Raw genomic sequence first — 22,794 nt, 5'->3', positions numbered from 1 at the left:
AATACTGTTAGTTGTTGCAACAGCTATTCTAAAGCTACCCATGTTCTTAAGGATCCTCCTCATCTCTTTAAACACCTTTTCTTTATCTTCAGCAATATGTATTGCGAAGCTAGAGATATAGTGATCAACTACGGAGTCTTTCAACGGTATATTATCCATAGATGCTCTGAGAAATATAGCTTTCTTCGTCTTCCCCATCGCAACCCTTAGCATGGGCATAGATATATCGATCCCTATTATTATTCCTCTAAACCCTTTCCTCTCCAACATAGATATTAGGGTACCTGTGCCACATCCAACATCAACAGCAATCCCCTCCTCTAAGCCTTTAAACCCTTTTATGAACTCGCTATAGAAGCTCTCTAAAGAGCCTCGCCCCGTCAATCTCCAACCAATTCTCGACCAAGGATCATATATCTTGGGAAACCTTTCAAAGAAGCTAACCCAGCCGCGTTCACCAGTCATTACTAGATCTATTATCCTATTATTTATAACCTTGTACCTATTACCGCATTTACTACATCGCAGTATATCATCTAAACTCTCCAGATCTGAGCCACAGATAGGGCATCTAAGGATAGCTATAAGTTCTGTATAAGACATAGCACCTACCCACCAGGGCAGGATCTCTCGTCTGAGACTAACTGGATCTAGATCTTCTATAGATGTATATAGCTAGGGCTACAGATACAAGAACAACCGCAATAGCTATTATCGTTATGACCATAGACATGAGTCTCACATTATTAGCCCCGCTAGATGTTTCACCGCTTTTGCCGCCTATAGAGATGATCTGGGTAGATGTATTAGTAGATATAGACCTAGTCACGCTGGAAACCTCTGTGCTGGTTGGTTCTACCACAGCTGCTGTGGATCTATTTAGCGATATCCCTTGGCTATTTAATAGCTTCGAGATCCTGAGTATGAAGAGAGCCTCTTCATAGAATGATATCGCCTGCTGATATTCCCCAGAGCTTGCTAAATAATCTCCCATCTGGGCATATAGCCTTGCAGATATAGGAGAGTCTCCTCCAATTGTTGAGAGAACCCTCATAACCTCCCTCCTAACCACGTCTGCAAGCCCTGTTACATTTATTGAGAACATAGAGTGTATTGTAAGGGTTGTATTGGTTATAATGTCGGTTGAGATGGATATAGATGCGATATAATCTCCACCAGCCAGGTATGTTGATGCTCTCCTCAGCATATCCTCAAGACTCTGGGTAGATTGTAGCTGATAGCCTAGCGAGCTTAACAGTGATTCGAGATATGCTAGGGAAGTTGCTGCATAGCTATATATCCAATATGAGATCCTCTCTACATATGTTATGTTAACCATGCTGTCAGTACCTAGACCTAGTAGGGATAGCCAGGTGTCTATACTCCTCAGCCTCGCCTCGGCATATGATGCGTAGTAAAGCGAATCTACTATATTGCCTGAAGATGCTAGCTGTGTAGAGATATTTAGACTATACTCAGCATCTTGAAGTCTTCTGAAAATCTCCGGCAATATATATAGCTCTTCAATGCTATAGCCTTTTTTACCATATGCTAGAGATCTCCAGAGATCTCTATAGCTATTCAGCATAGATCCCACATACGATATATAGTTCTTCGTATACGTAGTAGCATCTTGGGCTGTGAATACACCTGCTATGTTTTCTGCATATCTAGCTAGAGTATAGGATGTGAAGATCATCGAGAGCGCTGGATAGTATAGCCCCCTTTCAAATAGAGCGGAAGATTCATTTCTATATCTCTCTGAGCTGGTTAGAAGGCTATTTATTAAGGAGACTAGCTGGCGATCCCTTATAGATCCTATTCTCTGATTAGCAGAGGAAGCAGATCTTTCTTGAAGCTGTGTAAAGTTTCCATATGAGCTCTTAAGAATGCTCTCCTCGCCAGTAGAGATATATGGGCTCATAAGCTCTTTAGGAGCTTGGTATGCGCCTCTGGTAAATAGTTCTAAAAGATCCTCGGCTGATGCAACCTCAACAACCCTTGCTCCATATCTAGATGCTAGATCGCTTACATTAATATTCACACTTACAGGTCTTATAACAGAAATCGGACCTATACTCTGTCTAACATATCTAGTTTCTGGATATATAGACTGTCCCCACGGGATTAAGATGGTTTTATAACCGCTTGAAGCTGCGGCAACAACCTTTTCAGGAACACCCCCAACAGGGCCTATAAGCCCATCTGGCAGGATCATCCCTGTAGATGCAACAAGAGGATCTAGAGATATATTTGTAAGAGCTGAGAATATAGCTGCAACCATCGCAGAACCCGCAGAAGGCCCTCCTACAATAGGTGCGCTGGCCTTGATAGAGATTAGATAGTCATATTTAAAGGGATCTATGTTAGCTAGATAAGATGCAATTAAAACCGCTGCCCTACCAGAGGCCTGGAGATCTATATCACTAAGAGGCTCTGTAGACACATAGACCTCACCACTCCCCGGTGCCAATATCTTAACCTCTATCCACGATATAGAACCAACATAGCTCCCATTCTCAAGCATATAAACAGCTAGAGCTGGAACCCTTGCATAACCTATAACAGATATTGATGATGTATACACTAGATATGGGGTTAACATGAAGAGAAATATAATAAAGATCGTGAAGATCGAAAAAGACCTTGGCCAAACCATCTATTACACCTCAATAGATAAGACCCCCTTAGAGGATAATATTTTTCTCACCTCCTCCAGCTAGCTCCAAATGTTTAAACCTCATCATAGCTGATCTCTCTGAATAGATAAGTGGATAAGCCATAGACCAGAGGAGGTTATATATCTCGATCTCTCAATGGCTTCTAGAGATTCCTGGAGCTTTATACAAGTCGTAGGGAGAAAGACAAGTGGGTAAATCCATACCCAAAGACTAGGATGGCCAGGGTATTGATTCAGGAAACTATTGCCTAGCTATACTATCTCGACTTTTTCACAATAGCTCGTTAGTTCCTTTAGATATTGATCTGGGATTTCCCTATATACGTATACATAGTTATTGCTACATGTTTCAACCACCTTTTTAAATCCCTTTTCAATATCGCTGATAGAATAGAGATATATAGTGACATCAAAGTTCTTGGAAAGCGCATCCCTAACCCTCTCAGCCCATGTCTTGATCTCCGCATTGCCTGTTATGAGATATATTGTAAGGCTTCCAAGCCTCCCATATCTTACCTTCATTAGGATCTTTCCCAGGAGATTTTGATCTCGATCGATTCTATCAAGATCTACAAGCAAAATTGCCCCCAAATAAACACCAAGAGATATTTGATATTTGAGGAATATATGGCTTTAGATAATGCTCTTTAGCTAGAAATCCTGTCACTAGGATAGCCAAAGCTATAGCTTTAAAGAAATAGCTAGATCTAAGCAATAGGGAGTCTGGATCAGTAATACCTCGCCTAAAGCAATACTATGGAACGTAAGCTGTAATTCGTTATTAAGATTTAAGGGTTCTCCTACTTATGGGGAGAGGATTCTAGAGTAGTAAGACTATAGAGGGCCAGGATAATGATGATCAAGCAGATATTAAGGGGCTCTATGATGCTCTATTATAGCTTTAAACTCTTTGACTATTCCTACTGCTATGTAGTGATTGAGAAATATGTAGGGGTGATTCTATTTGCAATCATATAGATCAATAGCTTTAGCATCGCTCCTCACAACTATCTTAACATATACACCTCTACTGCTAGCCCTGGTGAAAACTATTAATTCCTATGCTATAATATCTACCCCTATATTCCTGGTGATCTATGTTGCAATATATATAATCCTACGTGAGTCCTTAGAAATAATGCTCCCCTTCTTACCAGCCCTTTTTCTCAGCATCTATACATTGTTAACGCTCTACATAGGATCTGGGTTTGATATGATATCTAGCAGCATATTGGGTATACAGATTACTATTGCTTTAGTGATAGCTAGATATGCTTTGAAGGAGAGAAGGAGACCCATTATAATGACTAGAGATGCTAGAGAAATAATGCTATATATCATTAGAAGTCTAAAGCAAACACCCTATATTTCTATGATATCACTAGGGATAGCTGTAGTTATAATAGCTATCATAGATCTTATATTGATTCTGCTAGATATCACATATAGATCTCTACTGCTGATGGATCCGATAGTTATGATAGGAGTTGTAATAGCAAGCCTCATAATAGCTGCTGGAGGCAATAGACATAGAATATCGAGGCTCCTACTCCCTATTGGGTCTTGGGGTTCCATTATCTATCTCTACACATCTATAGCATATTATAAAGAACAACTCATATCTATGAATAATTTAAAATCCATAGAGATACCAGATATTCGCCTTGAAAAGGGTATTAAACTTAGAATACCCATCGATACAGCTTCATCACCGCATATAGTAATTAGTGGGAATACTGGTAGTGGGAAGACTACTCTCTGCAAGATCCTCGCAAAAGGCTTTAAGAGTATAGGGATAGGTGTTATAGTGATTGACTATCACGGAGAATATAGAGGCTTAGAGGGTTTTAGAGTTATAGATGCCTCAGAAGCGTCTCCACAGATACTGCCAAACACACTTACCGAGGCCAGAGTTCTAGAGCTTGTGGACAGTATAAGGAAGATCTTCAGGTTAGGGGCTCTCCAAGTATCAATACTATCGGCTGTAGCTGTGGAGACTATTAGAAGGGGTGGTAAGAGCTTTAGAGAGCTACTCATCGTTGCTGAGGAGATGCTTGAGAGATCTAAAGAAGATCCGAAGGCTAGAGAGCTCTTACTCAGCATAATCCCATATCTAAGGATTCTCGCAACACATATTAAGGGAGAACCTATAGATATCGAGGCATCACTATCTAGGGGAGAGAACCACATTATACTAGATATGAGTAACATAGGCTCTGAATATGCTTCAACATTATATGTTGAATATCTATTGAAGCAGATATGGAGATATAAGATATCAACGGGGCAGAGGGGAGAGGTAGATCTGGTTGTCATTATAGATGAGGCGCACAACCTGCTAAAGGGATCTGCTGAGGAGTTTATATCTAAGATCTTTAGGGAGAGCAGGAAATATGGCCTCGCAGTTGTGATTTCAACACAGCAATTCGAAAAACTCCCCTCTGAGATCATCAATAACGCTGGATTGTTTTTCTTCCTACGACAGACAGATCCAAAGGTAATAGATGTTATATCTAGCTTTGTAGCGTATGATGAAGTTTCTAGGGAGGAGATCAGAAGAACACTTAGATCTCTAGAGCCTTTACATGGAATCATATATATTGCAGGTAAAAGGGTGTTCCATAGGATAAATATTGCTAGAGGATCTAGCCTCGAGAACCCCTCTTCCTCCTAGCCCTCTCCATCATTGCAGCCTCAAAGAGCTCTAACGCCTGGAAGATCTCAGGGCCTAGGGCTATTATATCATACTCAGCTATTATCCCAACCAATCTCTCCCCCTTCATCACAGGAACATGTCTTATCCCAGCTCTAAGCATAACCTCTATAACCTTATCTATAGGTGTAGAGGCATCAACATATATTAGAGGACTCGACATAACCCTACCCACACTAACCTCATTCGGATTTAGACCTCTCGCCACAACCTTTTCTAAGATATCATGACTAGTCACAATACCAATGGGTTTACCCCCACTATCAATAACAATCACAGAGCCAATCTTGTTTTCAGACATAATCTTCGCAGCCTTAGCCACACTCTCATCAAGCCTAACTGTGATAGGATTAGGAGTCATAATATCCTCAGCCCTAATCAAGGATTACCCCCTAAGAGATAGGCTCAGAGGGTTTATAGGACTTTTATAGTTATCTAGATAGAGTTGCTCTAACATCACCTCCACCATTAAGAGCTGGGAGGAGGTGGAGAATTAGATCTCTCTCTATCCTATAGATCGTGAGGCTATTCATGAAGATGAATTCTAATATAACTACGAGTGCTCTAAGCTGAATTATAGAGCCTCCAGCTCGGTATTTTCCTCCTTCTTACCCCTAATTACATCTATAACATATATAGCATAGGCTAGCAAGAATATAGCTCCGGAGAAGATAACAAAGATCCATAGAGCGGTATTAAGAAAGCCGTAGAAGCCCTGGAGAAAATAGTTAGAAGAAGCAGTGTTACCATCCATAGATCTCGTATTGGCATTTATAATCTCTGAACCAATTGACAGCAGATATATTAGAGCAGTGAAACCTATGATTAGGAGAACCGTAGCTGAAGCCACCTTTAACCCCTTATAGAGCCACATATACGTCTTTCTGTCAACCTTGAGCAAGCTAACTATCTCTCCACCACTAATATTAACTAGAAAAAATAAAAACTAAGCCCCTACTAGATATCCACATAGCCTCAGGGAAGCAAGTAATATAGACCTTTAATCTTAATACGATCTTGTATTATAATGTATATAGAAGTAGATAAAACTATAACTAGCTCATATAAACAGATCAAATAATAAAGCCATAATATGTAAGATAAAAGCTGTTAGCAAGCATTGAGATTATGAATATGCTATAGTTAGGCAAGGAAGCTCAATGCCCTCTCGATTCTTCTTAATCTTGCTACTCGGAATTTCCTATAAGAAAACATGATAGCCCACCCTAGAAGAGCGAGGCTTGCAGCTGTAATCAGAGATCCTTTCAGAGCCTGTGAGGAGAAGAACTCCTTTAACCATATATATGGCTTTTATTGACATATAACCAGAGCTGATTAACATGACAGAGAGCTTAATATATAGGAGTGATGAGCCCGAGGGCGGCTCAAACCATCCTCAGGTGAACTGTTACAGCCTCTGCTATAAATATGCAGGGTAGATAGAAGTTACCGCTAGTTATTAAAAGCTATGCAGATCTAGATTGCTTTGCTTTTAACATCAAATCCCCTTCTACTAAAGTATAGGGGTTATGAATTAGTTGAATGACATTATATAGATCCAGTTGACATGTAGAACGCTTTGATTTAGCTCTCTGAAGTCACCGTGGTCTCTGAGTGTTTCTAAGAGAACGACCCTTGTTGGAATCGATGATGATCTATATATCTCGCTATATAGCCTTTTAACTGTATCCTCTATGTTGAAGGATTCTTCGCTATAGGCATCAATGGATCTGAGCCTATCAAGATATGTAGATATATATAGCTTCGATAGATTAAATAGCATTTCTCCTGCATCAAGTTCTTCTACATCCCCCAAAATCTTCGAATCTATAATGGCATCATCGCCCGTTCTGACTTTAAATACATATTTTGAATCCTCATCTATATATAGCTCATGTACCCATCTATAATATATTGGGGGAGCTCTATCTTCTGGCACAACATATTTCAATATATATTCGAAGAACCATATAGTGTTCACATATACATGTCTTAGATCACCAAACCACCTGATCGTATAGCCCTTATTGGCTATCAGCTTGATTACCCTCCCCAGATAACACTTAATATGCTGATTATTATTAGCTTTAATTATTAGATGGAACTTGCAGAGATTTAGGATCTTAGATTAAGGCTGGGCATGCTTCTATATGCAGTTAGAGCTATCACTAGCCTTGATAGGGAAGAGATGATAAATGTGGTCTCCGCACCATATGGAGATAATGTAGATGCTATGACTGAGCCTGTGAGCGAAGATATGGAGGCACTCATGTTAGTAGCAAGTGTTATTACTGCGAGCATCGAGGCTCTCTTCTCTCTAGGGAGTAGATAGAGGTTATATAAACCTGTGCAGAGATCCCATGATGACCACCATATAGCTGAGTATATCTCTAACATTATCTGCAGGGCAAAGTTTCTAGCGAGCATGAATATTAGCGGTATAGGCGATATGGCTATTAGAGATACTATAAATATCCTTCTAATTCCATATCTCTGTATATATATGGGCCATATATGGAGCATAATAGCTTTCACCATATATGTGGTCGCTGTTTTTGCTGTTATCCAAACCTCATCACCACCTATCCCATAGATTAAATAGTAGTTCCATAGTGATGCAGGTATATTTACCGAGGCTGTATATAGCACTATGACTAGCACATAGTTCTTGGTATTAATACCTAGCAAGAGTTCTCTATATATATTAAGAGATGTGCTGCGATACTTTATAAGAGAGGTCTTAAAAACCCTAACCACCTCAGGATCATCTTTAATCATTATTAGAAAAATAGTTGAGATCACAGCAGAAACAAGGGATATTATGTAGAGCAATAGGTATGCGTAATAACTTCCACCTCCTGCTAAGATAAACAATACTGTAGATATAATTAGAGAGGCTAGAGCTGCAACGTTATTGATAGAGCTGAGGAATCCAAAGAATCTTGGCGCCCTTTCCCTATCAACTAGATCGCCTCCAATATCCCCAGCAGCGATCCCAGCAACTGCTCCTGAGAACTGCGATATAGCTATTAATATATAAAAAATAGGGATACGCGTCTCTCCAGGAAATATAGTGGTTAGTATTATCGAGGCCCAACCGACTCTATTGATGGCACCAAATATTGTCCAGAAAGCTTTTCTATTAAACCTATATTTATTGATAATGAGATCACCAAAAAACGCTCCCAACCCTACGAAGCCCAGCTGTATAGATGTTAATATACCCAAGCCAGCAACATCCATTCCAAGAAATCTTATGCCAAATGGCTGGGCTAGCGAGGTTGAGAGAGAAGTTGAAAAATTATATGTAGGAGATTCAACCATCCAATACCTCAGACTCTTCTCTCTATTAAAATTCTGAGAAGCGCTGCCCAATAAACAAACCCCGATATTTCCTCATCTTCTAATCTAGCTAAAGAGATCTTCGCATCCTCAGCCCTTACAACCCACATAAACGAATAGATAATTGGATCAAAGCCCAAGAACTGTAGGGCTATGAACTCCTAGACAGCTAGGGGCGAGCTACTGCGATAAGGGATCTGCGGATAGCATAATAACCCACTTACCATGATTAAAAATCAATAAACAGGGGGACGCTATGGAGATTCTCCACCTAGTCTCCAAATATCTCACGATCTAGATATACTAGGCCTTTAAACATAATCAATAAGAGGATATAAAAGCTTTCTAATCATTACAACTGAAAGCCTCGTCCTTTAGGGTGGGGATGTTGTTAATGCTTATAATCTTTGATGTTAGCACTAGGTTAGATGATGAGGCGGTCAAGCATGGCAACCAGGCCCCCGGATGATCATAGATGGGGGCTAGCAACAATAGCCACTAGCCCCTGAAAGGGGGTAGGGGTAATGGGCAGGAGACCAGGCCCAAGGCTAAACCATGCGAGAGACCAAGGTGATCTACTATAGAATTGAAAGGGAAGGAGGTCAGTTCCCAGACTTATCCCTGAGATACCATAGAAAGCTCTGTCCTCTAAAGTAGGGGAGAGCTACTTTATCTTCTTTCCTCCAAATCTGAGCTTTCTAGGCCTTAGATCATAGCTTCTACATCTCCTACACTTTACAGCCCTGAGAGGATTTATAGCTCCACATCTCCTACATATCTTTTTATCCAGAACTCTATCCATAACGATCCTCATCAACTCAGGATCGTTTAGCGGCATGGGCCTCCACAATATTTATCTAAATATTATCTTAAAAGCTTAGGCGTTAATTCTTAATATCTCAGAAATAGAATTTAATATTAGAGGGCCGGGGTGGCCGAGCGGCCTAAGGCGGCGGGCTGCAGTGGTAGGCCGTTGTAACCCGCTATATCGCGGGTTCGAATCCCGCCCCCGGCTCCAGAAACATTATTGATTTGATCTATGTTCTTCGATGTTTAGCTTCCCATCTTTATTATTATATAAGGAAGGCTTTCCAACAGCCTCTCCCTATCGCTTTGCCCTGTTTAGCGATGAGGAGTTCCACCTCACTCACAGATGGTTGTTGAGCCTAGCGGCACGGGGCTCCCATCTAGGTTTAACCCGCGCGGGCTTGGAGCAGGGCTCCCATTGCCTGGATGGTTCCAATTAGCTATGAGAATGAGAGATATAGGTCTTAGCATGACATAGAAAGACACGATCCAGAACAGAAAACAGTAGCTCAAAGTTTCTGCCCCCTAAGGGGAATGGATCTTCGAAGAGCGTGTTGAGAGTGGAGAAAAGGTGATGTAGTAAGCAGAAGGTGAATGAGATTTCACATGCTATCTGTAGATTAATGGTTTTAGAGGATAGATCTTGTTGAATTTGTTTTAAACATCTAGAGAGTATGGGAAGCGCTAGAATATAGGCTTAGCAGCTGATATGTTATGGGTAGGTAGAGTGAGTATCTCGATTGAGGAGATGTGTAAGGATAAGGATCTCACATTCTGCATATGTAAAGCCCAAGATGAGAGGAGGAGCCCTGAGATAGGGTGTAGGGAGGAGGAGCCATGCTATGTTTGCTGGCGCTGTGGTAAGTATTTTCCATATAGCAGGATAACTGTGGTAGAAACGCTTAGATGCCCATGCTGTGGATATAGGATCATAGCTAAGGCTAGACTACCTACGGGGAGGGCTATAAAAGCTATATAGGCCTCTAGATCCTATCATCTTTAAAGACAGAAACAGATGGTTCTCGAAATCTATATATTGTTTTTCTCAATATCTATTCATAGTTGACCAAATTGAGGAGAAGCCTGGGTATAGAGCTTCCTATATTCCCTACTAGTGTGATAGGTAGCTATCCAAGGCCGAGATGGCTTAGAAATATGATTAGACAGTGGTCCGTTGGAAGGGTAGATGATAAAGCCCTTGAGGAGGCGTTTAACGATGCCGTGAGGATCGTTGTGTGGGAGCAGGAGGAGGCTGGTATAGATATACCTAGTGATGGTGAGATGAGAAGAGATGAGATGGTAGAATATTTCGCAGCTAGGATCGATGGCTTTAAATTCTACGGCCCTGTAAGGGTATGGGGTAACAACTTTTTCAACAAACCAGCTGTTGTATCTAAGCTAAGCTATAGAGAGCCTATAGTGCTAAGGGAATACCAGTTTCTCAGGAGAGTTAGTAGGAGGAGTGTTGTGAAAGTAACTATAACAGGCCCATATACTATTGCGGATTGGAGCTTCAACGAATACTATAACTCTAAAGAGGAGCTCGTATTCGAGTTGGCAAAGATAATAAATAGAGAGATTTTAACACTACAGGAAGCGGGAGCCCTTTTCATCCAAGTAGATGAGCCAGCTCTAACAACACACCCTGAGGAGATGGAATGGGCTGTAGAGGCTATAAATGAGGTTACCAGAGGTGTTAATATAAAGCTGGGTATTCATGTATGCTATAGTGATTATGAGCTCCTCTCTAAGTACTTCGAAAGACTGGCATTCAGCCAATTCGCGCTTGAATTCGCCAATAGAGGCTACAGGGATCTTCATGTTCTTTCGAAGTTGGGGGATAAAGAGATAGGCCTAGGGGTTATCGATGTTCATAATAGAGCTATTGAGGATCCTATGAGTATCGCTAGAGCTATAGAGAAGGCGACAAAATATGTTGAACCAGATAGAATATATATTAACCCAGACTGTGGGCTCAAGCTACTCCCTAGAGATATTGCTAGGAGGAAGCTTGAGGTTATGGTGCAGGGAACCAATATAGCTAGAAGAGAATATATAGCGAGGGGTATGTCTAAGATAGAGTTGAGGGGGTAGATATGGAGGTATATCTAATGCAACACGGCTTATATCCCAGGCCCAGAGGGCTCGCTAGAGCAATATCAAGGTATATGTCTGGAAAGCTCTCGAAAGACGATCTAGATAAAATATATGCCCGATATACTGAGAGATTTTTTAAATACATGTTAAGCCTGGGGTACGATAGATTTAGTGATGGAATGTTTAGATGGGATGATATATTTAACCCTATGATCTCTGGGATCGATGGTATAGAGATTGATGGGCTTAAGAGGTTCTATGACAATAACTATTTCTTCAGACAACCAGTTATTAAAAATAAAATCAGCTATAGAGAAGCGATGGCATCAGCGATTCTCGAGAAAAGCGTTGAAGTTGCAAAGAAAATTGATATTCCGATTAACAGAATAGCATTAAGCCTTCCAGGACCATTTACTATGGTTACAAACTCTCTCCTAGATCAAAGTATATATAGTGTTGAGGAATTTATGAGGGATTATATTGAGAAAGTCGTTTTTCTAGAGGTAGAGAGAAGCCTTAGAATTGGTGTTAAAAACATAGATCTTCATGAGCCATCTTTAGTAGTTTATGAGGCACCGCTAGGATATATTGAGAATATATATAGGGAGCTTTTAGAGAGATTCCCGGATTCCAGATTTTGGATTATCACATATTTTGGATATAGATGGGAAGTACTACAGATATTCGTGAGATTAGCCAGTAGGTATGATAATATATTCTACACAGTAGATGTTGCTGAAACATCCCCTCCCTGGGATAGGATAGGTGATCTAGCATCTATGGGAGGCCTAGCTCTTGCTATTGTCAATGCTAGAACAACTAGGATGGAGAATTATAAAGATCTGGTACATAGGATCCTTGAGATAGCTAGAAAGAGAAATGGTGGAGAGCTATATATAACCCATAATACTAGCTTAGAATTCCTCCCAGAGATAATAGCGGTGAAAAAGCTGAGGCTTTTGAGGAGAATAGCTAAGAGCGTTAGAGAGAAGCTGAATCCGCCATATTAACATACCAAATAATAAATCCTTTAGTTGTAATTAGCGTAACGCTTATTAACCCAGAATCAAGATCAGATCTAGGTGAGATATATGAGCAGCACCGAGAAGGTGATAAACGTTCTAAAGAGCAAGGGAAAGGCTTCTCCTAAAGAGATAAGCCAGTCTACAGGGCTTAACTATAATACAGTAAGGGGAGCCCTCAACAGACTCCTTAAGAAGGGTCTTGTAAAGAGACTAGAGAGAGGGGTCTACGCACCAGCATAGATATAACCGGCTAGTACTTACGTGATATCCCATACACTTTTTTATCCCTAGATCTCTATCTAGTAAATATTTCGGATAATATATGACAAAGTTTGACTTGATAGGGCCTAGCGAAGATACTCTCAGAGGCTCGTTAGAAGATGCGATGCAGGAATTCCTATTACAACTAAGAGCTTCAGGAGCTAGTGAGAAGACTGTGAGAAGCTATAGGGCAGCTATAAAGGATTTTATATCTATAGTTGGTAATAAAAAGGTTTCAGAGCTAAGTGAGAGAGATATACAGAGGTGGAGATTAGAGAGGATTAAGAGAGGCTTTAATAAGAGCATTAGAGGGAAGGGCTCTGAAACCACTCTTTATTACTACTCGCTATTCATTAGATCTTTTATAAGATGGTTAGGGCTAAAGATCAATGTTGGTGGATTTAAAAAGGGATCTAGGAGGCTTATAGAGACTCTAAAGCCCCAGGAGATCTTTAAGCTTTTAAATGCTGCTCGAGATGCCACAGATCTCTTAATAATATCTCTTCTCGTGGAAACAGGTCTTAGAGCTTCTGAACTCCTCTCTCTAAGATGGAGGGATATAGACTTAGAAGCTAGGGAGATCTATGTGAGGGGGGCTAAGTATGGTGAGGAGAGAGTAGTATTCATAGGGGATCTTTCTAAAAGAGTGTTAGAGGCTGTGAAGCCATCTATATCTTCGGAGGATGAGAGGGTTATTCCCATCACATATACCGCTCTATATAAGAGGCTTAAAACCCTTGCTATGAGGGCTGGTATAGATCCTAAGAGGGTGAGGCCCCATATACTGAGACATACATTTGCAACCGAATCACTTAAAAGGGGTCTACCCCTTCCAGTTTTGCAAAGGATATTGGGGCATAAGGATATAAAGACTACCCAGATATATCTACATATGGTAAAGGAGGATATAAAGAATATATACCTAAAGATATATTCGATCTCTGGGGTTTATAGCGGATCTGAAATTGCTGAGGGAAGAACCATCTAGCTTCTAATCAATCACCTTAGTGGCAATCGCTAGATTCTCAGCAGCCTCTTTCGAGAGCCCATCCCTTCCCAAGATTGTATATCTCTCAGGCCTAATCTTATGAGCTATTGTGAGAGCCTCTATAATTTTCTCCCTTGAGACGCCAAGCTCTTTAGCTGATGTAGGGGCGCCGAGTGCTTTAAGTATATATCTTATTTTTCTCCAATTCTTCCCATGTAGATAGGCCATCATAATTGTTCCAACCCCAACCTGCTCGCCATGGAGAGCTGGGTAGTTAGCTACAAGATCTAGGGCGTGACTAAAGAGATGCTCCGATCCGCTTGCAGGTCTTGTCGAGCCTGCAATACACATAGCCACACCGCTGCTAATTAGACCTTCAACAACTATTCTATATGAATCTATAGAGGCGCTCTTGATCCTCCTCCAAGAGCTTATCACATGTTTAGCACTATGTATAGCTAGTGATGCTGCATACTCGGCGTAATACTCATTATGAAGGAGATGGGCAAGCCTCCAATCCAGTACCGCTGTGAACTTAGCTATCAAGTCCCCCACCCCTGCTATTAGCAATCTCCTCGGAGATCTAATCATATAATCAAGATCAACGAATATAGCTAGGGGCGTTACAGCTTCTACAGATTTTACCTCGCCAATCCCCTTAATAGATGCGAAGGGCGATGCAATCCCATCATGCGATGGTGCTGTTGGAAAGCTTATGAATATTCTACCAGTCTGTCTAGCAGCGTATTTAGCTACATCTATAGCTTTCCCACCGCCAAGGCCTATGATCGCGTTAGCCTTGAACTCGTTAGAGACATCCACTACCCTTATAACATCTTCTATAGATGATGACTTAACATCGATAGATGCTACATCAAAACCTTTATCAGATAGTATATCTGAAACCTCTTTCGCATATACCCTGGTGTCTTTAGAACCACTCACAATAAGGATCTTCCTACCTATGCCTAGAGCCTCTATTTTGCTACCAACCTCATACCGTATCCCAGATCCTATTAATATCAGCCTTGGAAGATCTATTAGATGCCTCATCGAATGTCTGTGCAAATCTATCCAACAAATATTCGTAATCTTAGAATATAAAAAGGTTGTAGCTGAAAGCCTTGCCTTTAAGATGAAGAGGGGGTTATCTCGATTATGGTATAGATCTCTTTTGTTTTTAAGACTTAAGAGTAGCGAAGCTGCTGGCTTAGTAGCGAGCTTTAAGGTTTCCAGCTACTATAGCTTCTCGGTATTGCTTTAACAGAGTAGCATATAAGGATCGAAAACTATATCTCTTATGATATAGATGAGCCGATAAGTTTTTGACTAGGGACAAGGCTATGCGCCTTGGCCCGTAAATGGCTATGAAGATATTGAGACCCTCCGGAGCCGTAGACTGGCTAGGGAAAGAAAACAGTGGATGAGCCTGAATATGGAAAAAGCAAATGGGCTTAGACGACTTACTACCTTCTCTTACCGTTTTCTATATATATCAAGCCCTGAAGTAGATCGCGATCCTTTATTCCAACACTTTCAGCAGCCTTTAATAGAGACTCAGGATTTAGATTGCCATATAGCCTTAGAGAGATCTCTCTAATTGTCTCACCATACTCCCATGGAAATACGATCCAATCGGTAGTCTCTGCATAGTAATAGTCTGGATATAGAATTGTTCTGGGCTTCACATAGAGGGTTGCTGTCCTAACCTCTTTAGCCCCATATAGCTTTATAAGCTCTATCGCTGTTTGTAAGGTTCTACCGCTATCTGAGACATCATCAACTATTAGAACCCTCTTCTCCCTTGGAGACAATGTTGGTCCAGAGGTAACGAGAGGCCTCTCTCTAGTCTCACCAATGCCTCTGTAGAACTTAATACCTATCCCACCAACATCATCTACTCCAAGAAGATCTGATACGATCTTCGCCAAGATCCAGCCATTTCGAAAGATACCAATAACCATGTCAGGAAAAAAACCGCTGTCAGATATCTTCTTTGTAAGCTCGATCGCGCCATTAGATATATCGGACCAGTTAAGGACAAGAAATCCCATATTAAATCCCCCATATATCTATTAACATAACAAGGTATAAAGAACAATCTACCAGCTATATCTAATATAGTTATGCTATTTCAACCTACGCTTTCTCATCTATGGAGGCTCCCTAGATCATTTTATCAATGATCTCATCTATTAGTATAACGATTATCCACGCTCTGACGTTCTTACAACTGAAAGCCTCGCCTCTTTAGGGCGGGGGTGACGGAATGCTTATAATTTTTGATGCAGGTACTATAGCTAGATGATGTGATTAAGCATGACAGCTTAGCCCTCAGATGATGGTTATGAGAGATAGGGGCTAGCAACCATAGCCCCGAGAGGGGATAGGGGTAATGGGCCGGAGACCCGGCCCAGGGCTAAACCAGGCGAGAGATCAGTGATCTACTATAGAATTGAAAGGGGAGGAGGTCAGCTATCCTCTAAATCGCTTTATATCTTTCTTGAAATCAGCTGAAAAGTGTAGAAAGAAGACACACCCGTGAACGCTATATTTATGGTAGGTTTTATACTTAGATGGAACCTCGACAAGGAATTGTTAAAGAGAAGATGGGGTGATAAGCTTCTCTAAAGAGGGTATAGTGCTGGCGGTAGATGATGGATATTTCCTGCCTGAATATAAGTCGTTGAGAGGATATACCCCGGTTGTAGGTGTTATTGGGCGTAGGTCTAGGATCTATGGGGTTGTTATTAAAATGCTTCTAGTTGACTCTCCATATATCGAAGATCTATTGGTTGATATATATAACGAAGCCATAAGGCTTAGTGATAAAGGTTTTGAGGCTATTATTTGTGATAACGTTATATATGGAGGGTTCTCGGTCTATGATCCTTGGAGGTTGAATAGGAAAATCGGTCTACCTATTATAGTTATATTTAGCCATCCATTGGATCTCGTAAGGATAAGAGCCGCCCTTGAAAGCCATTTTGAGAACCATATTGATAGATATAATATTATAGAGAAATCTTATAAAAGCTCTAGAGTAATTGCAACACCTAGAGGATATATAAGAATTCTGTGTATAGGGTTAGAATGGGATATATGTCTAAAGCTTATAGCTGATAACCAAACCTATCATCCACTTCCACAGCCCTTGAGACATGCAGATGTAATCGCATCAGCTATTGGAAGAGCTCTTGCTATGAGATCTTCTCCTCCCAAGATGAAGCTTGATAATCAATAGCAGTATTAGATATGTTAGAGCCAGTCCTCCCAGGATTACTCCGAGTATAGATGTCCAGATAAGATCAGGGCTCTCCAACTTATACACCGATTTTCAATGATCTATATGTGATTTTAATAACTCTATTACCTCTCTATCTCTTGTAACAACTATGGATCCTATATTCGATAATCTATTTAGAGGAATTTCTATACGCCCACCTCTCTCATCTGTTACATATGCCCCAACTTCTCTTGCAAATCCTATTGCTGCAGCTACATCAACATTTCTCAACCTTCCTCTGAGATCTATGAAAGCCTTAAATCTCCCAATGGATGTATAGATTATATCTAGAGATGCAGAGCCCAAGGATCTTATTTTAGGCTTGCCTAGCTTTAACCAGATTTTATGTATCCTTCCAATCAGATCTGGCTCCTCGAAGTATACAAGGATCGCATCACGGATATCCGCTATATATTTAGATGCTGGTTCGTTATCTATATAGGCGCCATCTCCCTTTATAAAGCTATAATATTTATCTCTAAAGATCTCTGATACCACTCCAACCGCTATATCGTCTATAGATGCATTCTCCTTATATGGGAGTGCTGCTATACTAACACTACAGTATGGTACGTTTGCCACATAATTTATAGAGCCATCAAGAGGATCGAGGAGGATTATATATTCTGGATTCTCCCTACTGGTATTTAGCACGCCTGATTCTTCGGTTATTACTAAGGCATTGATCCCAGATTGCTTAATAGCTTGATATACGTGATCCTCAACCTCACGATCTATTCTCCGCGTAATATCACCTGCAGGGTTTTTGGATAAAACCCTAGACATACTCTGATCATCGCTTCTCTCCTTAGCAAATCTAGATGCCTCTATAGCAATTCTAACTAGCAATCTAAAGAGCTCCTTAATATCCATAGCTGGCACATTTCTCTCCATATAAGCCACCAAAGATGGAGATACCTGGGCTCTAATATCTAGTATAAATAGTAATATGCTTGATCAACAATTAAAGATCGGAGCTTAATATAATACCTAGGCATATTGATATTTAGATGGAAATGAAATATGATGCGGTAATAGTTGGTGGAGGGCTTTTAGGACTCTTCACAGCCCTTGAGATGCTTAGAAGAGGATATAGGGTAGCTATAGTTGAGAAAGAGACCCTCTGCTCAGGATCCTGCTCAAGAAGTACTGGTATTATTACGAGGCAGCTGGTTTTAAGGGCTGATATACTATTTGCAGAAAGATCCATAAGGATCATTAGGGAGCTTGAGAAAAACCACAATAAAATATATTTTAGAAGAAAGGGGGTTTTAACAATAAATAGCAGAGGTCGTGTGCTTAGCAGACTTGAAACAATATATAGATCTGTTGGTATCAACTATAAACTCCTAGATCCATATGAGGTTAGGAGTATATGGAATATAGTGAAGATCAGAGATAACGAGGTGGGAATATATACTGAAGATGATGGTATTCTAGATATAGGCTCTATATCGTATGGACTTCGCAAGGAAATAGAGGGTCTAGGAGGATCTATATATGAGGTATGTGGCGATACATATTTAAAGCCAGATGGGGATAGGATCGAAAGGACTATATCTATTAAAAGCAATTGTAATATATATGGAGAGATCTTTATTCTAAACATTGGTGTAAATACATCTCGCGTATATATGAAGAGCTTTGGGGAGAGGCTATCACCACAGCAAGTATTCCTACTATGCCAAAGTCACGCGATAGAGCTTGGGTTAGAAGGCGATATACCGGTGATCTATGATAACGTATCGCATCTATACATAGTGCCTGAAACAGCTAGGAGAGCAATAATAGGTGATGGCCAATGTGAGTTTCTTGAAGACCCCGATAATATTTCGCCAAGCAGCTCCATACTAGAGAGGGTGTTGGATGATTTCATGGATAGGATTATTGGTGCGGATAATGCAAGGCTTGTAACTATTATAAGTGGTTCCTGCGATCTAACCCAGGATCATCTCCCCTTCCTAGGTAGAGATTCGAGGTATAGAAACCTCTTCCTGGCGTATGGATTAAGCACATATGGAACCATGAGATCACCATATCTAGGGATCCAGCTGGCAAGGCTTGCTATGGGAGATAATGTGGATCCTGAGATAAGGGTTCTTAGTATGAAAAGCACAAGGGGTATTGAGGGTTGTGGAGAGATACATACACCTATTATGTGAGTATCTAACAGATTATGTTGCTTAGGAATTTGATCTGTAGAGCTATAAATTATTATAAGCTATACAGAGATCAGACCGGAGCTCTACATCACCTTTCAGAAGCGCCTTGGCCTCTTCACCAGAGATTTATATAGCAAGCCAAATATATATTTGAGGGATATCAATATAAGCATTCTAGTCACCATAGAAATTAGGTAGGAAGTATGCTAGAGGCCAGGGTACTTGATTTAGAGAAGGAGGCTAAAAGATGTGGAGGTGTTGTAGCAGCAATACTATCAAGTCTGAGGAAGGTCAAAAAGGGTGAGAGGATAAGAATAAATGCTTCAGAGAGCCAGGTTAAGGAGCTTAACGAGGCAATAGATCTATTTCTGAGATATGGGTTAATCCAAGTGGTAAATAGAGTATCTGATAGAGAGATCGTTATAGAGAAGATCAAATGATCCTGAAGCTTCTAAACCTGCTTTAATTAGAAACACAATCCATCCTAGAAGATCGAAGATCTTCTTCTCATAGATCTATTAACATATATTATCGTTGGTAATGATAGGATTATAAAGAATAGGGCTAGAAGGAATGTCAATATTTTAAGCCCATATAGGTCAAAGATCATTCCACCTAGAATCTCGCCCACCCCTATACCTATCCCAAGAACCGTTACATAGATGCCTGAGGAGGGCCCCCTCTGCCTGCTTTCATCTGTATAATCAGCTAGAAGAGCTAGAAGTGTTGGGGGGATTGAGAGGGCAGGTATAGCTATAATTATTATTAATGGTAGATATAATAAGAGGTTTTCATATGTAAAGCCTATTGTGATTAGTGCTGCGGGAAAGGATAGTGCGCCCAGCACTAATGATCTCTCCTTACCTATTTTCGCCGATATTCCACTACCCACCATAATGCCTAGAGAGACGCCTAGAAGGGCTAGTATCAATAACAAACCGATGCTAGGATTAGCTCCTATATTTTCAAGAGAACCTATGTAATTGCTAGATATACTGGTAATAGAGATATTAGCTAGAAATGGTATTGAGACCCCTAGCTTCAGGCTACTTAGTATCTTTGGTGAGAGAAAACCTACGCCAAGTATTAACGCCATCCCAAGCCACATGGGGATTAGAAAGAGGGATCTCCTTTCAATTTGGTAAATTCTATAACCTCTCCTCAGCTCTGATCTAATAGGTGTTATAAATATGCTTGTCACAACCGCTATAGAAGCTAGAATAGATGGCACTATAAACCCTCTCAACATCCCCAGGATTTCTAGGAGACCTGCTAGAGCAAAGCCAATAGCATATCCCCCTAGATTCGATGCCTCAAAACCGCCGACCCCAAAGATCCTCTTAGCAGTGCCAACCCCCATAGTCCCCTCAGCTATAGCTGATAGGGACGAAACCAGTATCATAGATGCAGATAGTCCTGCGAGGGCATTGAATATGAAAAGATCTGAGAATTTAGATGCATTATTCATAGCCATATAAGACAATGTGAGCACAGCTGAGGAAATTAGAAGAGAGATCCTTACTCCTAGAATCTCATATATAACCCCACATAAAAAACCAGATAGCGCCTCAACTATTGAGTAGACAGCTAATAGCTGACCTATCGTAGCTGCGCCTATCTCCGGATATGTTAGAGCTATTGATACTATAAATACAGCGTTAGCAGCCCTCACAACAGCTACAGAGAGGTATAGCAGGAACAACCTGCCTAGACGCAACTATATTATCCTCCTAGAATTTCTTCCTATTAGTTCATATATAACGTTAGAGAAACTTACCTAGCTACTAGATCGATTGTCTCTTTAAAACACTACTAAGATCTTTTTAATGATTAGTAATCATTAAAAAGATCCTGTGTATATATAGCTAAACACTATATAACCACCCATTACTCGACTCCTATAAGTATTATTAATTGCTTGTTATAGTTAGTTACGTATCAGCTAATATCCCCTGATACATATTATTACTTGTGAAGACTCTTGAGGACAAAGATAATAACCTCTATTGGACCAGCATCCAAGAGCCATGATATTTTGAGAGAATTCTATAGGCTAGGTGTTAGATGTATGAGGATAAACTTTGCACATGGAGATGCCAGGTTTTGGGGGGAGATAGTGAGCGCTATAAGGGATCTAGAGGCTCTAGTGAAGGATTATATATGCCTAATAGGGGATCTCCCAGGACCCTCGATAAGGTTAGGAGACTTTGGCGAGCTCCCATTCAAAAGAGGCAGCAAGATCGTGTTTTCAAATGCCGGAGACGGTGTTCCTGTACGCGATATGGAATTCTATGAATTGGTTGATGAGGGCGATATAATCTTGCTTGATGATGGGAGGGTTGTGCTTGAAGTTGTATCTTCTAGCTGGGGAAGGGTAGAGACTATAGCGTTAACCGATGGGATCCTTAGATCTGGAAAGGGGCTTGCGATCAGGGGCAAGGAGATAAGCTCCCAGATCCTAAGGGAGAGAGATCTAGAGGCCCTTAGATTCTCTGTTGAAAACAGTTTCTCATACATCGGTGCTAGCCATGTGAGAAGCCCTGAGGATCTAAGGATTGTGAGGAAAACTATACAGAGCTTAGGCGGGAAGCAGAAGATCCTTGCTAAGATTGAGAACATGAGCGCTGTTAAAAATATAGAGACTATAGCTGAGGAGGCAGATGGGATTGTGATCGCCAGAGGGGATCTAGGGATGAACATAGGTTTAGAAGAGATTCCAGCGATCCAAAGAAGAATTATTAATATATGTAGAGAGATGGGGAAGCCATGTATAGTTGCAACCCAGATCCTCGAATCCATGATGAACTCACCAGTCCCTACAAGAGCTGAGGTTGGAGACCTCTATGGTGTAATAGCACAAGGTGTTGATGGGATAATGCTAACAGGAGAAACCGCTGTGGGTATGTACCCTATAGAGGCTGTTAAGTGGGCGAAGAGGGTTATAGAGAGGGCTGAAAAAGATCCCGAGATCATATATGGAGGCACAGAGCAGAAGAAAATAGTACCTAGCATTGGAAGGAGAGGCAGGCTCCCATATGGGATCTACAGACTTTCTGAAAGCATGCAAGCCCCAATAGCAATAATAGATATAGATCTTAGAGATGCTATTCCGATCTCTGTAAATAAGCCAAAACATAAGATCTACTTCATAACAAATAACATAGACCCATATAGACAGGCCCACCTACTCTGGGGTGTAGAGCCGATCTATACAAAGGACCTCTCTGAAAGCACTAACATAATACAATATATAAAAGAGAAGATCTTAAAAGAAGCATCAGAAGCCCATACATATGATAAGCTATTATTGATAAACAACACCTCTAATAAGAAGAGCATAGAAATAATAGAGCTATAAAAACAGACTCCTTTCCCCAACATTCAATTATAAAAAGTAAGGGAGAGCTTTATATCATTATAGCTTATTACCAAG

Annotated in this window: 21 protein-coding genes, 1 tRNA gene and 1 pseudogene; 11 read left to right on the top strand and 12 right to left on the bottom strand. The window is 40.7% G+C overall.

What is annotated here, in order from left to right; translation table 11 throughout:
- The 3 genes from QXE01_02200 to QXE01_02190 all read right to left on the bottom strand — a co-directional run.
- Window positions 1–603, bottom strand: a 603-nt coding sequence (locus QXE01_02200) for a methyltransferase domain-containing protein (GenBank protein ID MEM4970044.1), incomplete at its 3' end; no start/stop codon positions are given.
- Between the two features lie 37 nt (window positions 604–640).
- Window positions 641–2,659 carry a S16 family serine protease gene (locus QXE01_02195; GenBank protein MEM4970043.1) on the bottom strand — a complete coding sequence of 673 codons (2,019 nt, stop codon included), beginning with the start codon at window positions 2,657–2,659 and terminating at the stop codon, window positions 641–643.
- Window positions 2,660–2,932: 273 nt separating this feature from the next.
- On the bottom strand, window positions 2,933–3,271 hold the full coding sequence (locus QXE01_02190) for a hypothetical protein (protein MEM4970042.1): 339 nt from the start codon (window positions 3,269–3,271) through the stop codon (window positions 2,933–2,935).
- 373 nt (window positions 3,272–3,644) lie between these two features.
- Here QXE01_02190 and QXE01_02185 point away from each other — a divergent pair, with 373 nt between their 5' ends.
- Entirely contained in the window at window positions 3,645–5,354 is a 1,710-nt protein-coding gene (locus tag QXE01_02185) for an ATP-binding protein (GenBank protein MEM4970041.1), read from the top strand.
- Here QXE01_02185 and QXE01_02180 read toward each other — a convergent pair.
- From QXE01_02180 to QXE01_02160, 5 genes are all read right to left on the bottom strand, one after another.
- Window positions 5,326–5,775: a CBS domain-containing protein gene (locus QXE01_02180; GenBank protein ID MEM4970040.1), complete on the bottom strand. Its 450-nt coding sequence runs from the start codon at window positions 5,773–5,775 to the stop codon at window positions 5,326–5,328. The genes QXE01_02185 and QXE01_02180 overlap by 29 nt on opposite strands.
- 192 nt (window positions 5,776–5,967) lie before the next feature.
- On the bottom strand, window positions 5,968–6,294 hold the full coding sequence (locus QXE01_02175) for a hypothetical protein (protein MEM4970039.1): 327 nt from the start codon (window positions 6,292–6,294) through the stop codon (window positions 5,968–5,970).
- A gap of 633 nt (window positions 6,295–6,927) precedes the next feature.
- Window positions 6,928–7,374 (bottom strand): hypothetical protein, encoded by a 447-nt coding sequence (locus tag QXE01_02170; GenBank protein MEM4970038.1) that lies wholly within the window; start codon window positions 7,372–7,374, stop codon window positions 6,928–6,930.
- Window positions 7,375–7,508: 134 nt separating this feature from the next.
- Complete coding sequence (locus QXE01_02165) at window positions 7,509–8,717, bottom strand: hypothetical protein (GenBank protein MEM4970037.1); 1,209 nt, start codon at window positions 8,715–8,717, stop codon at window positions 7,509–7,511.
- Between the two features lie 682 nt (window positions 8,718–9,399).
- A complete protein-coding gene (locus QXE01_02160) occupies window positions 9,400–9,573 on the bottom strand; it encodes a 50S ribosomal protein L40e (GenBank protein ID MEM4970036.1) in 174 nt (57 codons plus the stop codon).
- A gap of 87 nt (window positions 9,574–9,660) precedes the next feature.
- On the opposite strand from QXE01_02160, the gene QXE01_02155 reads away from it, so the two are divergent.
- From QXE01_02155 to QXE01_02130, 6 genes and pseudogenes are all read left to right on the top strand, one after another.
- Window positions 9,661–9,753 (top strand) — tRNA-Cys (locus QXE01_02155).
- A 690-nt stretch (window positions 9,754–10,443) separates the two neighbouring features.
- A pseudogene (locus tag QXE01_02150) lies at window positions 10,444–10,521 on the top strand (DNA-directed RNA polymerase subunit P).
- Between the two features lie 104 nt (window positions 10,522–10,625).
- On the top strand, window positions 10,626–11,636 hold the full coding sequence (locus tag QXE01_02145) for a methionine synthase (GenBank protein MEM4970035.1): 1,011 nt from the start codon (window positions 10,626–10,628) through the stop codon (window positions 11,634–11,636).
- 2 nt (window positions 11,637–11,638) lie between these two features.
- Entirely contained in the window at window positions 11,639–12,649 is a 1,011-nt protein-coding gene (locus QXE01_02140) for a hypothetical protein (protein ID MEM4970034.1), read from the top strand.
- Window positions 12,650–12,730: 81 nt separating this feature from the next.
- Window positions 12,731–12,904, top strand: coding sequence for a winged helix-turn-helix transcriptional regulator (locus QXE01_02135; GenBank protein ID MEM4970033.1), 174 nt, complete (start codon window positions 12,731–12,733; stop codon window positions 12,902–12,904).
- An 82-nt stretch (window positions 12,905–12,986) separates the two neighbouring features.
- The gene (locus tag QXE01_02130) at window positions 12,987–13,913 is read left to right on the top strand and encodes a tyrosine-type recombinase/integrase (GenBank protein MEM4970032.1); all 927 of its coding nucleotides are present in this window, start codon (window positions 12,987–12,989) and stop codon (window positions 13,911–13,913) included.
- A gap of 3 nt (window positions 13,914–13,916) precedes the next feature.
- On the opposite strand, the gene QXE01_02125 is transcribed toward QXE01_02130, so the two are convergent.
- Both QXE01_02125 and QXE01_02120 read right to left on the bottom strand, forming a co-directional pair.
- Window positions 13,917–14,966, bottom strand: a complete 1,050-nt coding sequence (locus QXE01_02125) for an NAD(P)-dependent glycerol-1-phosphate dehydrogenase (GenBank protein ID MEM4970031.1) — start codon at window positions 14,964–14,966, stop codon at window positions 13,917–13,919.
- A 413-nt stretch (window positions 14,967–15,379) separates the two neighbouring features.
- Window positions 15,380–15,967 (bottom strand): phosphoribosyltransferase, encoded by a 588-nt coding sequence (locus tag QXE01_02120; protein MEM4970030.1) that lies wholly within the window; start codon window positions 15,965–15,967, stop codon window positions 15,380–15,382.
- Between the two features lie 560 nt (window positions 15,968–16,527).
- Between QXE01_02120 and QXE01_02115 the strand changes: the two genes are divergently transcribed.
- Entirely contained in the window at window positions 16,528–17,157 is a 630-nt protein-coding gene (locus QXE01_02115) for a DUF99 family protein (protein ID MEM4970029.1), read from the top strand.
- Between the two features lie 93 nt (window positions 17,158–17,250).
- Here the strand turns inward: QXE01_02115 and QXE01_02110 are convergent, their stop codons facing one another.
- A complete protein-coding gene (locus QXE01_02110) occupies window positions 17,251–18,093 on the bottom strand; it encodes an inositol monophosphatase (GenBank protein ID MEM4970028.1) in 843 nt (280 codons plus the stop codon).
- Between the two features lie 116 nt (window positions 18,094–18,209).
- On the opposite strand from QXE01_02110, the gene QXE01_02105 reads away from it, so the two are divergent.
- Together QXE01_02105 and QXE01_02100 are read left to right on the top strand one after the other, a co-directional pair.
- Entirely contained in the window at window positions 18,210–19,361 is a 1,152-nt protein-coding gene (locus tag QXE01_02105; protein ID MEM4970027.1) for an FAD-binding oxidoreductase, read from the top strand.
- A gap of 203 nt (window positions 19,362–19,564) precedes the next feature.
- Window positions 19,565–19,801, top strand: a complete 237-nt coding sequence (locus QXE01_02100) for a hypothetical protein (GenBank protein MEM4970026.1) — start codon at window positions 19,565–19,567, stop codon at window positions 19,799–19,801.
- A 44-nt stretch (window positions 19,802–19,845) separates the two neighbouring features.
- Here QXE01_02100 and QXE01_02095 read toward each other — a convergent pair whose 3' ends face one another.
- Entirely contained in the window at window positions 19,846–21,078 is a 1,233-nt protein-coding gene (locus QXE01_02095; GenBank protein ID MEM4970025.1) for an MFS transporter, read from the bottom strand.
- Window positions 21,079–21,342: 264 nt separating this feature from the next.
- Here QXE01_02095 and pyk point away from each other — a divergent pair, with 264 nt between their 5' ends.
- A complete protein-coding gene (pyk, locus tag QXE01_02090; GenBank protein MEM4970024.1) occupies window positions 21,343–22,719 on the top strand; it encodes a pyruvate kinase in 1,377 nt (458 codons plus the stop codon).
- The last annotated feature ends 75 nt before the right edge of the window (window positions 22,720–22,794 follow it).

The sequence above is a fragment of the Sulfolobales archaeon genome, from assembly GCA_038897115.1.
Lineage (GTDB): Archaea > Thermoproteota > Thermoprotei_A > Sulfolobales > AG1 > AG1.
The sequence above is the reverse complement of the archived record's forward strand: the minus strand, read 5'-3'. Positions and strand labels throughout refer to the sequence as shown.

What these genes read in the sequence shown, in the direction of transcription:
- QXE01_02195 (MEM4970043.1), bottom strand. Translation starts at nt 2,659, where the DNA reads ATGGTTTGGCCAAGGTCTTTTTCGATCTTCACGATCTTTATTATATTT.
- QXE01_02165 (MEM4970037.1), bottom strand. Translation starts at nt 8,717, where the DNA reads ATGGTTGAATCTCCTACATATAATTTTTCAACTTCTCTCTCAACCTCG.
- QXE01_02160 (MEM4970036.1), bottom strand. Translation starts at nt 9,573, where the DNA reads ATGCCGCTAAACGATCCTGAGTTGATGAGGATCGTTATGGATAGAGTT.
- QXE01_02140 (MEM4970034.1), top strand. Translation starts at nt 11,639, where the DNA reads ATGGAGGTATATCTAATGCAACACGGCTTATATCCCAGGCCCAGAGGG.
- QXE01_02135 (MEM4970033.1), top strand. Translation starts at nt 12,731, where the DNA reads ATGAGCAGCACCGAGAAGGTGATAAACGTTCTAAAGAGCAAGGGAAAG.
- QXE01_02130 (MEM4970032.1), top strand. Translation starts at nt 12,987, where the DNA reads ATGACAAAGTTTGACTTGATAGGGCCTAGCGAAGATACTCTCAGAGGC.
- QXE01_02125 (MEM4970031.1), bottom strand. Translation starts at nt 14,966, where the DNA reads ATGAGGCATCTAATAGATCTTCCAAGGCTGATATTAATAGGATCTGGG.
- QXE01_02120 (MEM4970030.1), bottom strand. Translation starts at nt 15,967, where the DNA reads ATGGGATTTCTTGTCCTTAACTGGTCCGATATATCTAATGGCGCGATC.
- QXE01_02110 (MEM4970028.1), bottom strand. Translation starts at nt 18,093, where the DNA reads ATGGAGAGAAATGTGCCAGCTATGGATATTAAGGAGCTCTTTAGATTG.
- QXE01_02105 (MEM4970027.1), top strand. Translation starts at nt 18,210, where the DNA reads ATGGAAATGAAATATGATGCGGTAATAGTTGGTGGAGGGCTTTTAGGA.
- QXE01_02100 (MEM4970026.1), top strand. Translation starts at nt 19,565, where the DNA reads ATGCTAGAGGCCAGGGTACTTGATTTAGAGAAGGAGGCTAAAAGATGT.